This is a genomic window from Mycobacterium sp. IEC1808 (assembly GCF_002101935.1).
Classification (GTDB): Bacteria; Actinomycetota; Actinomycetes; order Mycobacteriales; family Mycobacteriaceae; genus Mycobacterium.
Genome location: NZ_LQPV01000044.1, coordinates 54162 through 67341, shown reverse-complemented (window position 1 = coordinate 67341; position 13180 = coordinate 54162). Strand labels below are relative to the sequence as shown.

General features: G+C 70.1%; 11 protein-coding genes and 1 pseudogene. 5 read left to right on the top strand and 7 right to left on the bottom strand.

Annotated features, from left to right (window positions below; all coding sequences use genetic code 11):
• Positions 1-9 precede the first annotated feature (9 nt).
• Entirely contained in the window at positions 10-1263 is a 1254-nt protein-coding gene (locus tag AWB92_RS22105; protein WP_085189460.1) for a hypothetical protein, read from the top strand.
• A 14-nt stretch (positions 1264-1277) separates the two neighbouring features.
• On the opposite strand, the gene AWB92_RS22100 is transcribed toward AWB92_RS22105, so the two are convergent.
• Positions 1278-2627 (bottom strand): ATP-binding protein, encoded by a 1350-nt coding sequence (locus tag AWB92_RS22100; RefSeq protein WP_085189458.1) that lies wholly within the window; start codon positions 2625-2627, stop codon positions 1278-1280.
• A gap of 115 nt (positions 2628-2742) precedes the next feature.
• Between AWB92_RS22100 and AWB92_RS22095 the strand changes: the two genes are divergently transcribed.
• A complete protein-coding gene (locus tag AWB92_RS22095; protein ID WP_085189456.1) occupies positions 2743-3096 on the top strand; it encodes a hypothetical protein in 354 nt (117 codons plus the stop codon).
• A 27-nt stretch (positions 3097-3123) separates the two neighbouring features.
• On the opposite strand, the gene AWB92_RS22090 is transcribed toward AWB92_RS22095, so the two are convergent.
• The 6 genes from AWB92_RS22090 to AWB92_RS31120 form a co-directional block, all read right to left on the bottom strand.
• A complete protein-coding gene (locus tag AWB92_RS22090) occupies positions 3124-5955 on the bottom strand; it encodes an aminotransferase class I/II-fold pyridoxal phosphate-dependent enzyme (protein ID WP_085189539.1) in 2832 nt (943 codons plus the stop codon).
• Positions 5956-5973: 18 nt separating this feature from the next.
• Positions 5974-6408, bottom strand: coding sequence for a DUF6636 domain-containing protein (locus AWB92_RS22085; RefSeq protein WP_142282240.1), 435 nt, complete (start codon positions 6406-6408; stop codon positions 5974-5976).
• Positions 6409-6454: 46 nt separating this feature from the next.
• On the bottom strand, positions 6455-6844 hold the full coding sequence (locus AWB92_RS22080; protein WP_085189452.1) for an antitermination protein NusB: 390 nt from the start codon (positions 6842-6844) through the stop codon (positions 6455-6457).
• The gene (gene nusB, locus AWB92_RS22075; RefSeq protein WP_085189450.1) at positions 6841-7299 is read right to left on the bottom strand and encodes a transcription antitermination factor NusB; all 459 of its coding nucleotides are present in this window, start codon (positions 7297-7299) and stop codon (positions 6841-6843) included. The genes AWB92_RS22080 and nusB overlap by 4 nt, the downstream gene beginning before the upstream one ends.
• A 9-nt stretch (positions 7300-7308) precedes the next feature.
• A complete protein-coding gene (gene efp / locus AWB92_RS22070; RefSeq protein WP_068105036.1) occupies positions 7309-7872 on the bottom strand; it encodes an elongation factor P in 564 nt (187 codons plus the stop codon).
• A gap of 124 nt (positions 7873-7996) precedes the next feature.
• Positions 7997-8509: a PE family protein gene (locus AWB92_RS31120; RefSeq protein ID WP_085189448.1), complete on the bottom strand. Its 513-nt coding sequence runs from the start codon at positions 8507-8509 to the stop codon at positions 7997-7999.
• A gap of 174 nt (positions 8510-8683) precedes the next feature.
• On the opposite strand from AWB92_RS31120, the gene AWB92_RS30720 reads away from it, so the two are divergent.
• The 3 genes and pseudogenes from AWB92_RS30720 to AWB92_RS31115 form a co-directional block, all read left to right on the top strand.
• Positions 8684-9913 carry a PE family protein gene (locus AWB92_RS30720; RefSeq protein ID WP_085189446.1) on the top strand — a complete coding sequence of 410 codons (1230 nt, stop codon included), beginning with the start codon at positions 8684-8686 and terminating at the stop codon, positions 9911-9913.
• Between the two features lie 90 nt (positions 9914-10003).
• Positions 10004-11812, top strand: a complete 1809-nt coding sequence (locus AWB92_RS30715; protein WP_085189444.1) for a PE family protein — start codon at positions 10004-10006, stop codon at positions 11810-11812.
• A gap of 163 nt (positions 11813-11975) precedes the next feature.
• A pseudogene (locus tag AWB92_RS31115) lies at positions 11976-13178 on the top strand (PE family protein); the annotation flags it as partial.
• Between the last annotated feature and the right edge of the window lie 2 nt (positions 13179-13180).

Here is a 13180-nt window from a genome sequence, read left to right as displayed (position 1 = left end):
GTCTGCGGCGTGACCGAGGCAACGAGATCTGGGCCGCGTGAAACGCGGCTGGCGCTGAGCAAAGTGCCCGCGGTGACGGTGTGGTTCTGGATCATCAAAATCCTTTGCACCACCGTCGGCGAGAGCTTCGCGGACTGGATCAACGTCACGATGGGCGTGGGCCTGCACAGGACCGCGCTGATCTTCACGGTGGTGCTTGCCGCGGTCATGGCGTGGCAGTTGCGACTGAACCGCTATGTGCCGTTGGTGTATTGGCTGTGCGTCGTCGTCTTCAGCGTAACCGGGACCCTCTACACCGACATCCTCACCGATGATCTGCACATTCCTCTCGCGGTCAGCACGAGCGCGTTCGCGGTCGCTTTGGCGGTCGTGTTCGGTGTGTGGTTCAGGCGGGAGCGCACTCTGTCGATCCACAGCATCGTCACTCTGCGCAGGGAGTTGTTCTACTGGCTCGCTGTGCTCGTCACTTTCGCGCTGGGCACCGCCGCCGGCGATTGGACGCTGCAGCTCACCGGCTGGGGCCCGGGGATCTCGGTGCTGCTGCCGGCCGGGCTTATCGCGGCCATCGTGATCGGGTGGCGGATGGGCGCCAACACCGTGCTTTCCTTCTGGCTTGCCTACATCTTGACTCGGCCGCTCGGCGCGAATCTCGGTGACTGGCTCGCCTCCCCGCGCTCCGCTCATGGCCTCGGACTCGGGACCGCGACCACCAGCGCGATCTTCCTGATCGCGATCCTGGCCACGGTCGGCTACCTAACCGGCACCCGCTCCGACGTCATGGAACGTTACGGCCGGGGCCGCACGCGGGTCGCCCCAACAAATCCGGCACGCGAACGGATCATGCTCGGCTACTACGTCGTCGTCGCCGCGGCCGCGGTCGCACTTCTCGTCTTTTCGGCCGCCCGCCCGCATTCCGTCGCGGCGGGTGAGGAGGAGGCCGGCCCGCCGGCACCACCCGTCGCGGCTGCGCCGGGACAGCTCACCGCCCACTTCCCGCCGGCCGAGACCGCGAAGTTCCGCGCCATCGTCCAGGCCACACTCGAAAAGGTGCGGGCGGGCGATCAAAGCGGTGCCAAGGCCCGGATCACCGATCTCGAACGCGGCTGGGACGACGACGAGTCCTCGCTGCGGCCGATGGACCCCACCGCCTGGAAGGCGATCGACGGCCAGATCGACGCCGCCCTGAAGGCTGTGCGGGCACGGCATCCTGACCCCGCGGCGGAGACCCAGTCGCTGAACGCACTGCTGGGCGCCCTCAGCTGAGATAGCGACCCCCGCTACGGGTTCGCGTCCAAAGGGAATGCCACGATCACCGTGGTCCCGCCGCCCGGGCGGTCGTCGATGGTGACGGTGCCGCCGTGAGCGGCGACGACCTCGGCGACGATCGCCAGACCGAGGCCGGTACCCCCGCCGCTGCGGGAGCGGTCCGAATCCAGACGCACGAATCGTTCAAACACCCGGACCCGTTCGCCTGCAGGTACGCCCGGGCCGTCGTCACTGACGGTGAGCACCGCGGTACCGGCCCGGCACCCGACATGCACGTCGACGCGTGACTTTGCATGGCGGACAGCGTTATCCAGGATGTTGCGGACAACCCGCGACACCGCCACCGCGTCACCGGTCAACCGCGCCGAGGCGATGTCGGTGTCAATGGCGCATCCTGACTCGTTGCGCCGCACGCGCGCCACCTCGACCTCGGCGAGATCGCCGAGGAATAGCTGCTCTTTGCGCAACGTCAGACTTCGCTCATCGACGCGGGCCAGAAGAAGCAAATCTTCAATCAGCGCGTGCATGCGGTGCGCCTCGGGCAGCAGGATCGCAAACTCCGCATCCAGCAGCTCGGGATGAGCCTCGGCAACTTCCAACCCGGAGATGATGGTGGCCAGCGGGCTGCGCAGTTCATGGGAGGCGTCGGCAACGAAGCGTTGTTGCGCGCGGTGGCCTTGCTCGATGCGGGCCAGCATTTCGTTCATCGTGACCGCGAGGGCCGAAATCGCGTCACGGCCGGCCGGTACGGGCACCCGCTCCGCCAAGTCAGACGTGGAGATTTCAGCCACCCTGCTGCGGATCGCATCCACTGATTGCAGTGACCGGCGGACGAGCCAGTAGGTCGCGGCCGCCGCCACCGCGATGATGATCGGTGCGCCGCCGCCCAACAGCAGCGCGACGGTCCGCGCCGTCGCCTCGACCCCTTCGCTGCCGCCGCCGACAACGACCGTGTAATCGCCGTACGGAGTTGCGACCCGTTGACCGCTCAGACGCATGTCGTCCCCTGGGACCGCGTCGTCGGGCATGCCGCGGCGCAGGTTGGGGCCGAACTCGGTGATGGCGACCAATGGTCTGTCGGGGGCGGACCCCGACCGACGTATCACCTTGCCATCCGGGCCGATCAATTGGACCGCGACCACGCGCTGGTCGGTCGAGAAAAGATCGCTCTCCAGGCCGTCGATAGGCTCGGCCTGCAGCGACTCGGCGATATTGCGAACCCGGCTGCTGGCGGCATCGTCCACTCCGGCCAACAACGACCGGTACAGGATCGCCTCGAGGCCCGCGCCGGCGAGAGCGAGCGCAACCAACACGACGACCGCGGATACCGCGGCCGAGCGGGCGGATATACCCAGATTCAAGACGGCAGATACCCGCACGCCTTCGATTCTGCAGGTCGGCGGATCGGCCGGGAACACCGCGGCTTGGCGGGCTTCTCAGCGGCCTCTCAGCGACCCGCTCGTAGGTTGGCGACCGATGAACGTCGAGGAATTGCGCCGGGCGCTCGCCCATCTTCCGGGCGAAATGCCAATTGCCATCGAGGATTCCCACATGGGCTGGATGGAGAACACCTCGCTCTACGTCGCACCCGCGCACGTTGACCGGCGCGCCTCCGGCAACTATCTCTACGCGTGGCATCGGGATGACGCCGCCAACTGTCACGCGCTGCTTATCAGCGGCCTTCACCAATCCGACGGGCGCGTCGTCGATATCACTCCCGACCCCGCTCGACCGGAGGCGATGGACGCAGGCGATGCGGTCCATCAGACGACGCCCAGGGCAGCGCGGCGCAGCGATGGAGTCGCCCGCAGCAGAGGGCGCCACGCCTGACGTCGCGGCGCTGGGCCGTGGGCCCGGTCAGGCGCCCCCGGTCACCGGCTGCGCGACGCTGTCGCCGTTGCGCGCCGAGGCGTCGGCCGGCAGCTCGAAGACGGGGTACGCCGAACCGACCGCGGCCGTCGCCGCGTTGCGCTGGGCCTCCATCCGGGCCAGCGCCTCCGCGGTGAACACCGACAACCCGAGTTCGGGGTTGTAGCCGTGGATTTCCTTCACGTCGAGCTGGGCGAGGAAATAGACGATCTCCTTCGAGACCACCTGGCCGGGCACCAGCACCGGGAAGCCGGGCGGGTAGGGCACCACGAACGTGGTGGACACCAACTTCCGGCCCTCCGCGAGCCGCCGACCCGCCATGCCGATCAGCACGTGCTCGCGGTCGGCCTCCTCGTATCCGGCATAGAAGGCCGACCGGGTGTCGCCGAACTTGCAGGCGTCGACGGGGCGGAACGCCACGTCGAATTCGCTGAAGTCGGGCAGGTGCGGCAGGTCCTCGGTGATCTCCTCGATCCGGCGCTGCTGCAGGGCGCGGTCCTCCTTGCCACTGATGGCCTGACTGCGCTCGAAGTCGGTCGCGATGCGCCGCAGCACGTCGAGCAGGTAGTGCACGCTCGACCACGTGACGCCGATGGTGAAGATCAGCAAGACGCTGTTGATGGACGTCTTGTTGATCTGAATTCCGAAGCGGTCCATCAGGATCTTCTCGCGGAAGTCGTACCCGTTCATGCCGGTCTTGCCGACGAACAGGGTGACCCGGGTCGCGTCGAGCACGAACTGGTCGGAGCGCCACGCCTCGTTCCACTCGGCCAGGGCGCCCTGCCGGACCTCGCGGTAGGAGCTGACGGCCGACGCCCGGAACTCGTCGGGCACCAGGTCGGACTCGTCGAGGATGCGAAACCACTTGCCGATCAACCGGTCCCGCCGCACCCGGTGGCGGAAGACCAACGACATGTTGTAGACGTTGCGGACCAGCTCGAAGCCCTCGATATCGACCTGCCGGCGCGCCAGGTCCAGCGATGCGAGCAGCTGCTGGTTCGGCGACGTCGAGGTGTGGGTGAGAAACGCCTCGTCGAACGAGTCGCGGGTCAGCGCCCGGAAGTCCTGGTCGCGGACGTGGATCATCGACGCCTGCCGCAGCGCCGACAGCGACTTGTGCGTCGAGTGCGTCGCATAGACCCGCACCCGCGCACGGGCGGGGTCGGGAAGCAGCCGCCGATCGACCCACTCCGCCCGGTCGACACCCTCCATGGACGCGGCCCAATCCCGGTATTCCGCAGCGTATTCCGGGGACGCCAGCATCTGCTCGAGGCGATCGGCGGACACCATCGCGGTCCGCTGCCGGGCCCACGGCACGGCCGTCGCGAACGCGTACCAGGCCTCGTCCCACAAAAAGCAGATGTCCGGCTTGATCGCGAGCACCTCCTCCATCACCCGGCGCGGGTTGTAGACGACGCCGTCGAAGGTGCAGTTGGTCAGCAGCAGCATGCGGACCCGGTGCAGCTGCCCGGCGGCCTCGAGGTCCAGCAGCGCCCGCTTGATCGTGCTCAGCGACACGGCCCCGTAGATCGCGTACTCCGGCAGCGGGTAGGCGTCCAGGTACAGTGGGTAGGCCCCGGCCAGCACCAGGCCGTAGTGATGCGACTTGTGGCAGTTGCGGTCGATCAGCACGATATCGCCGGGGCGGGTCAGCGCCTGCACCACGATCTTGTTGGCGGTCGACGTCCCGTTGGTGACGAAATAGGTGCGCCTCGAATTCCAGGTCCGGGCGGCCTTGTCCATCGCCTTCTTGATGTTGCCGTGCGGGTCCAGCAGGGAGTCCAGCCCGCCGGAGGTGGTCGACGTCTCGGCCATGAAGATGTTGCGGCCGTAGAACTCGCCCATGTCCTGCAGGGACTTCGAGTTGAAGATGCTGGCGCCGCGCGCGACGGGAAGCGCGTGGAACTGGCCGACGGGGGCCGCCGCATAAGCCCGCAGGGCGTCGAAAAACGGTGTGGCATAACGGTTTCGCAGGCCCGCGAGCACCGTGCTGTTCAGGTCGGTGACGTCGTTGAGCCGGTAGAACGTGCGGTCGTAGACGTCGGGTTCGTCCTCGGTCTCCGCGGCGATCGACTCGTCGGTCAGCAGATACAGGTCGATGTGCGGCCGCAGCTCGCGAATCCATTCGGCGCATTCCACCCAGTCGTGCGCTCCGCTCGCCACCACGTCGTCGCAGGCGCCCAACAGGGTGTTCATCAGCGGCACCCGGTCGCGCGAGCGCAGCGGCAGGTCGTGCCGGATGATCGCGGCCTGGATCTCGCCGTTCAGCGCGACCGCGGTGATGGCGTCCTCGATGCTGGGCACCACCAACAGCTCGTACTGCACGTCGTCGGACGGGTTGCGCAGCGCCCGCAGGCACTCGGCCAGGCTGTCGGGCGCCGTCGCCGGCGCGTCGTCGGCGAGCAGCACCGTGTAGAACTGCTGCTGCTTGGCCTGGGCGACCAGCTCCTGCTCGCTCAGCGACGCGCTGGTGTCGAACAGCCCCGCCCGGTCGCCGTACTCCGAGAGCAACCGCACGGCCAGCGACACCTCCTCGGCGAGCCGGACCGTCGACAGGCTTTCGAGGTGGGCGCGGAAGGTCGCCAGATTGGCCGCGCCGGGATACAGCCAGTACCGCTCGTAGGCCCCGATGCGGTCCATCAGCCGCTTGACCTTGGCGATCTCGTGGTCCTTGTCCAGCCCGGCGAGATCGACCTCGGCGAGGTGACGGCAGGCGTCGTCGAGCAGGTTCCAGGTGTCCAGGCGCGTGTACGACGGGTTGGCGACCGCCGCGAGCGCGGACACGCGAAGTCGCCGCGGCCGGGCGCTGTCTCGATCCATGTCCATCACCTTCCGAGTTCAGTGCAGCTCGTAATTATCCCGCGAAAGGCGGAAATAATGGCCGCTACTGGTGTCCGTGCATGTCATACCCGAGGCCTCGCTGTCGCATTCCAGTGAATTGAGCGACCGCGTCTGGCCGTACTCCAGCACCGGGGATGACGGGTCCTTGAGAGTGTCCGTGTGGCAAGACATTTGGGGCGCGCCGCCCTGCCGCATGCTGATGCGATCGCCCCAGCCGCCCATGCACGGATTCGGGCGCGGCGGCGCGGGCCAGGTGTGGTCGCGGATCTCGCACGCCGCGAAGGTCGTCGCGTCCGACTGGCCCAGGCCGCAGTAGACGTTTCCCGACGGTGACTGGAACGCGTAGTACGGCTCGGCGTGCGCGGTCGGCGCGAATGGCGACAACACCATCGCGGCCAGCGTCAGCGAGACCGCCGCGGTCGGTTTCCTCATAGCCAGCAGCATCCCATCGGTAGCCGCTATTGTCGCCCGTCCGAGGTCAGGGATCCAGATCGTCGTCGGCATCCACGACGCGCCGATTTGCCCGCGTACCCTCCATCCACCGCAGCACCGGGAGCTCGCGGCTCCGCGCGGGCAGCTCGGTGACGTCGCTCAGCGAGCGCACCACGGCCTGCGTCAGGCCCATGATGGCGGCCATCACCGGCAGCAGCGGCTGCAGCGGCCGGGCGGCCGAGCGGACCGTGCTGATGCGGCGGGCCACGATCAGCCGTTCGATCGAGTGGTAGAGCCAGGCGCCGACGCCCAGCGCGTAAATCGAGAGGACCGACGCGACGATGGTCCACCCGTAGGCCGCGCACACGACGGCGCCCAGCACCACCGTCGCGGCCAGGAAGGCCGCGACGGCGACACGCAGCTCCAACCGGGTCATTGCTGTTCGCGGACCGCCTTGGCGGCCGCGCGGATCTGCGGCGTCACCAGCATGACCTGGCCCAGCACCCCGTTGATGAAGCCCGGCGACTCGTCGGTGGACAGCTCCTTGGCCAGCTGCACGGCCTCGTCGACGGCGACCGGCTCCGGCACGTCGTCGGCGTAGAGCAGCTCCCACACCGCGACCCGCAGGATGGCCCGGTCGACCGCGGGCAGCCGGTCCAGCGTCCAGCCCTGCAGGTGGGAGCTGATCAGGTCGTCGATGTGGGCGAGGTGCTCACCGACACCCCTCGCCGCGGCGGCGGTGTACGGGTACAGCGGCGACACGTCGGGATTCGCGTCGGCGAGCGCGGTGCGGACGTCGACCACTTCGGCCGGGGTCAGCTCCCGGGCCTCGGCCTCGAACAACAGGTCGACGGCGCGTTTGCGCGCCTGATGGCGTCCCTTAGCAGCCATGCGGCCCGCTCACGCGTTGACGCGGCCCAGGTAGCTACCGTCGCGCGAGTCCACCTTCAGCTTGTCCCCGGTGTTGATGAACAGCGGCACCTGGATCTCCGCGCCGGTCTCCAGCGTGGCCGGCTTGGTCCCGGCGCTGGACCGGTCGCCCTGCAGGCCCGGTTCGGTGTGGGTGACCTCGAGCTCGACCGACACCGGCAGCTCGATGTAGAGCGGCGCCCCGTTGTGGAACGCGATCTGCACGGGCAGACCCTCCAGCAGGAACCGCGAGGCGTCGCCGACCAGGGACTCGGGCAGCGGGTGCTGCTCGTAGTCCTGGCTGTCCATGAACACGAAGTCCGAGCCGTCGTGGTACAGGTAGGTCGCGTCGCGGCGGTCGACGGTGGCCGTCTCCACCTTGACGCCCGCGTTGTAGGTCTTGTCGACCACCTTGCCGGACAGCACGTTCTTCAGCTTGGTGCGCACGAAGGCCGGCCCCTTGCCGGGTTTGACGTGCTGGAACTCGACGATCTGCCATAGCTGGCCGTCGATCTCCAGCACCAGTCCGTTTTTGAAGTCGGCAGTCGTCGCCACGGTCGGTGTATCTCCTATGGGATGGCAGTTCTCCGCGAACATCGCTGTCGGTTCGCCCCATGCAGATTACCCGCGCCGCGGCACCGGCCCGAACCGTGCGCCCGTGATCGCGCGCACCCTTGGACTAGAGGGCGACCAGGATGTTTAGCGCGATCTCGATCGTCGGCAGCACGAACACGAAGAAGAACGCGGTCGAAAAGGCGATGGCTTCGCGAATCAGCGGCAGCAGAAATCCCGCTAATTGATTGAGCATCTGCTCGAACGTGGTGAGGGCGCCGGCGAAGAAATTCTGCACGTCGCCCCACAGGGCCGATATCGCGCCGGTGATCGATTCCGCGGGCGGCAGCATCGCGGCGTTGGCGGCCTCGGCTGCCGCATACAATCCCGCGCCGTTGGCCAGCTGCTGCACGAACTGCTCCTGAGCCGCCGCCGCCTGCCCGGCCTGCGCCTGGTAATGCTGGGCGTGCCGCGAGAAGAAGTTCGCGATGGTCACCGACACCTCGTCGGCGGCCGCGGGCAGCACCGCGAGGGTCTGGGCGGCCGCCACGGCGTGCGCGGCACTGAGATTCGAGCCGATGCCCGCCAAATCCGTTGCCGCGGAGGCGATTACCCCAGGCGCCGCGGTCAAATACGGCATGTCGGCTCTCGCATCCGGTCAGCCTAGCCTGCGGGAACGCGCGCAGAAACCTAACAACGGGCCAACTTTGGGCGTCGAGTACGGCCAAATTTGTAGGGAAATCCCTAATTGAACGCCCAGTCCCCTTATCACTAGCGTCGCCGCCGACGGGTTTGAAACAACGGGGAGGTAGGCATGTCGTTTGTTGTTGCAGCGCCGGAGTTGATGTCGTCGGCGGCTTCGGATCTGGCGAACATCGGCTCAGCGCTGCGCTCCGCCCACGCCGCGGCAGCGGTCCCGATGTCCAACGTGCTGGCGGCGGCCAGCGACGAAGTGTCCACGGCCATCGCGTCGCTGTTCGGGGCGCACGGGCAGGCCTATCAGGCGCTCAGTGCCGAGGCCGCACAGTTCCACCAGCAATTCGTCGGGCTGATGAACGCCGGTGCGGCACAGTACGCCGCCGCCGAGGCCGCCAACGCCAACCCGCTGCAGACCCTCGAAGACGACGTACTCGCGGTGATCAACGCGCCCACCAACGCGCTCATCGGGCGCCCGCTGATCGGCAACGGCGCCGACGGGATAACCAACGCCCAGGGCGTCGGCACGCCGGGCCAGGCGGGCGGAATCCTGTGGGGCAACGGAGGCAATGGCGGCCGAAGCACAAACGTTGACGTGCCGGGCGGCGCGGGTGGACCGGCCGGGCTGTTCGGCAACGGGGGCACCGGCGGTGAAGGCGGCACCGGCGCGGCCGGTGGTGCCGGCGGGGCCGGTGGCCTCATCTACGGCAATGGCGGCAACGGAGGCCTGGGCGGAAGCTCCACCCTCTTTGGCGGAGTCGGCGGCGCCGGCGGCTCGGCCTTCCTGTTCGGCAACGGCGGATTCGGGGGCACCGGTGGCGCAGGCACTACCGCCTTCGGCGGCGCCGGCGGCGCCGGCGGCAACGGCGGCTTGATCTACGGCAACGGCGGCGGCGGCGGTCTCGGCGGCACCACCGCTGGCTTCAACGGCGGCGACGGCGGCGCCGGAGGGCACGGCGGCGTCCTCTTCGGCGACGGCGGCGCCGGCGGTGGAGGCGGACAGGACACCAACCACAACGGCGCTCCCGTCGGCGGCAGGGGCGGCGACGGTGGCACGGCCGGCGCGCTGTTCGGCAACGGCGGGGTCGGCGGTCCCGGCGGCGCCGCCGACAACGGCGGGGACGGCGGCAATGGCGGCGGTGCTGGGCTCATCGGCAACGGGGGTGGCGGCGGCAGAGGCAACGGCGGATTCAGCGGCGGCAACGGCGGCAACGGCGGCAACGCGATCCTGGTCGGCAACGGCGGCAACGGCGGCAACGCCGGTACCGGCCTCACCGATGGTCATGGCGGCGCCGGCGGGACCGGCGGCGCGCTGTTCGGCGCGCACGGCACCACCGGCACCAGCTGAGCCGAAAACCATAGGGAAATCCCTGATTCGCGCCGAAGCTCGCGATCACTAGCGTCACCGACGTAGGGCCCGAGGGATAGGTGGGGTGACATGTCGTTTGTCATTGCGGCGCCGGAGTTCATGTCGTCGGCGGCTTCGGATCTGGCCAACATCGAGTCGGCGCTGCGCTCCGCCCACGCCGCGGCCGCGGGGCCGACGTCCAACGTGCTGGCGGCCGCCGGCGACGAGGTATCGGCGGCCATCGCGTCGCTGTTCGGGGCGCACGGTCAGGCCTACCAGGCGCTGAGTGCCCAGGCGGCGGCCTTCCACGAGCAATTCGTCGCGCTGATGAACGCCGGCGCGGCGCAGTACGCCGGCGCCGAGGCCGCCAATACCGGCCCGCTGCAGACCCTCGAGCAAGACGTCCTCGGAGTCATCAACGCGCCCACCCAGACACTGCTGGGACGCCCGCTGATCGGCAACGGCGCCAACGGGATCACCAACGCCCAAGGCGTCGGCACCCCGGGCCAGGCCGGCGGGATCCTGTGGGGCAACGGCGGCAACGGCGGCACCAGCACCGCCATCGGCACGAACGGCGGTGCCGGCGGGGCCGCCGGGCTTATCGGCAACGGCGGCAACGGCGGCGACGGCGGCCCCGGCGCAATCGGTGGCAACGGCGGGGCCGGGGGCCTGTTTTTCGGCAATGGCGGTAGTGGCGGAGGCGGTACCGTCGGCGGATCGGGCGGCAACGGCGGGTCGGCCTTCTTGTTCGGTAACGGCGGAGGCGGAGGCACCGCCGTCGGCAGTCCGAATATCGGCGGCAACGGCGGCGCCGGCGGCAACGGCGGGTTCTTCTACGGAGCCGGCGGCGCCGGGGGCAACGGCGGCGGCGGCACCACCGGCGGGAACGGCGGCAACGGCGGCGACGGCAGCTTCTTCTACGGCAACGGCGGCGCCGGGGGCGCAGGCGGCACTGCCGGCGGCGCCGGCGGCCACGGCGGGAATGCCCATTTGATCGGTAACGGCGGCAATGGCGGCGCCAGCGGCCTCGGCGGCGGCAGCGCGGTACACGGCGGTGACGGCGGGGCCGGCGGACTGCTATTCGGCGACGGCGGCGCTGGTGGCGCCGGCGGGTCGGGCGGCAACGGCGGGTCGGCATTCTTGTTTGGCGCGGGCGGCAGCGGAGGCGCCGCCTTCAGCGGTGGGGGTATCGGCGGCGCCGGCGGTAACGGCGGGCACGGCGGGTTCTTCTACGGCAACGGGGGCGCCGGGGGCAACGGCGGCGACGGCCTCACCGGCGGCAGCGGCGGCAACGGCGGCGACGGCAGCTTCTTCTACGGCAACGGCGGCGCCGGGGGTGCCGGGGGCAGTATCGGCGGCGCCGGCGGGCACGGCGGGAATGCCCATTTCATCGGTAACGGCGGCAACGGCGGCGCCAGCAGCGGCGCGGGCGCACGGGCCGGGGACGGCGGGGCCGCAGGCCTGCTGTTCGGGAATGGCGGCGCCGGCGGGGGTGGTTCCGCCGGTGCGTCGGGCGGCAACGGGGGGTCGGCCTTCTGGTTCGGTAACGGCGGCAGCGGAGGCGCCGCCCTCGGCAGTCCGACTTTCGGCGGCAACGGCGGTAACGGCGGCAACAGCGGGCTCTTCTACGGCAACGGCGGCGCCGGCGGCAACGGCGGCGGCGGCACCACCGGCGGCAACGGCGGCAACGGCGGCAACAGCGGCCTCTTCTACGGCAACGGCGGCGACGGCGGCGAAGGTGGCAGCGCCGGCGGCAACGGCGGCCGCGGCGGGAACGCCGCACAGCTGATAGGTAGCGGCGGCAACGGAGGTAACGGCGGCCTGCCTAACGGCGCGGGCGGGGCCGGAGGGACCGGTGGACTGTTGTTCGGCGCCCACGGCACCAACGGCACCAGCTGAACCCGGGCGTACCGACGAAGCTGACCCGGCGAAAACAGTAGGGAAATCCCTGATTCGCGCCGATGCCCCTCGTCGCTAGCGTCACCGACAGCGGACACACAAGGGCGGTGTAAGCCGCCGAGCCGCCATCGGGTTTGGCGCAATGGAAAGTAGGTGGATCGGCATGTCGTTCGTCATCGCGGCGCCGGAGTTCATGTCGTCGGCGGCTTCGGATCTGGCCAACATCGAGTCGACGCTGCGCTCCGCCCACGCCGCGGCCGCGGGGCCGACGTCCAGCGTGCTGGCGGCCGCCGGGGACGAGGTGTCGGCGGCGATCGCATCGCTCTTCGGGGCGCACGGTCAGGCCTACCAGGCGCTGAGCGCCCAGGCGGCGGCCTTCCACGAGCAATTCGTCGGGCTGATGAACGCCGGCGTGGCGCAGTACGCCGGCGCCGAGGCCGCCAATACCGGCCCGCTGCAGACCCTCGAGCAAGACATCCTCGCAGTGATCAACGAGCCAACCGAGATACTGCTGGGACGCCCGCTGATCGGCAATGGCGCCGACGGCATAACGAACGCTCAAGGCATCGGCAGCCCGGGTCAGGCCGGCGGGATCCTGTGGGGCAACGGCGGCAACGGCGGCAACAGCACCGCTCTCGGTGTGGCCGGCGGCGCCGGCGGGGCCGCCGGGCTGTTCGGGAACGGCGGCAACGGGGGCGGCGGCGGTCTAGCAGGCGGAAGCGGCGGGGCCGGCGGGACCGGCGGCCTCATCTACGGCGCCGGCGGCAACGGGGGGCTGGGCGGCGCCGGTTTGTTCGGGAACCCCGGCGTCGGCGGCGTCGGCGGGTCGGCCGGCCTGTTCGGTAACGGCGGGATTGGCGGCGTCGGCGGCGAAGGCCTGGGCAACGACGGCGCCGCCGGTGGTGCGGGCGGCAACGGTGGCTTGATCTACGGCAACGGCGGTGCCGGCGGGGCCGGCGGCCACGGAGGCAATAACAGCGGCGGCGGGGCCGGCGGCAATGGGGGGCACGGCGGCGTCCTCGCCGGCAGCGGCGGCGCCGGCGGCGCCGGCGGCGATACCTCCGTCGTGAACGGCATTTCGGGCGGCCAAGGCGGCAACGGCGGCGCGGCCGGCTTGTTGTTCGGCGACGGCGGGTTCGGCGGCACCGGCGGGACCTCCTTGAATTCGGGCGACGGCGGCAACGGCGGACAGGCCGCCCTCTTCGGCAACGGCGGTGGCGGCGGCGCCGGCGGCGGCGGCGTCGGCCCGGGCAACGGCGGCAGCGGCGGCAACGCCCAGCTGGTCGGCAACGGGGGCAACGGCGGCGACGGCGGAATCGGCATCGTCCACGGCCACGGCGGCCCCGGCGGCACGGGCGGACTGTTGTT

Coding starts and splice junctions, on each gene's coding strand:
- AWB92_RS31120 (WP_085189448.1), bottom strand. CDS start 8,509: ATGCCGTATTTGACCGCGGCGCCTGGGGTAATCGCCTCCGCGGCAACG.
- AWB92_RS30715 (WP_085189444.1), top strand. CDS start 10,004: ATGTCGTTTGTCATTGCGGCGCCGGAGTTCATGTCGTCGGCGGCTTCG.
- AWB92_RS22095 (WP_085189456.1), top strand. CDS start 2,743: ATGAACGTCGAGGAATTGCGCCGGGCGCTCGCCCATCTTCCGGGCGAA.
- AWB92_RS22090 (WP_085189539.1), bottom strand. CDS start 5,955: ATGGATCGAGACAGCGCCCGGCCGCGGCGACTTCGCGTGTCCGCGCTC.
- AWB92_RS22080 (WP_085189452.1), bottom strand. CDS start 6,844: ATGACCCGGTTGGAGCTGCGTGTCGCCGTCGCGGCCTTCCTGGCCGCG.
- AWB92_RS22085 (WP_142282240.1), bottom strand. CDS start 6,408: ATGAGGAAACCGACCGCGGCGGTCTCGCTGACGCTGGCCGCGATGGTG.
- AWB92_RS30720 (WP_085189446.1), top strand. CDS start 8,684: ATGTCGTTTGTTGTTGCAGCGCCGGAGTTGATGTCGTCGGCGGCTTCG.
- nusB (WP_085189450.1), bottom strand. CDS start 7,299: ATGGCTGCTAAGGGACGCCATCAGGCGCGCAAACGCGCCGTCGACCTG.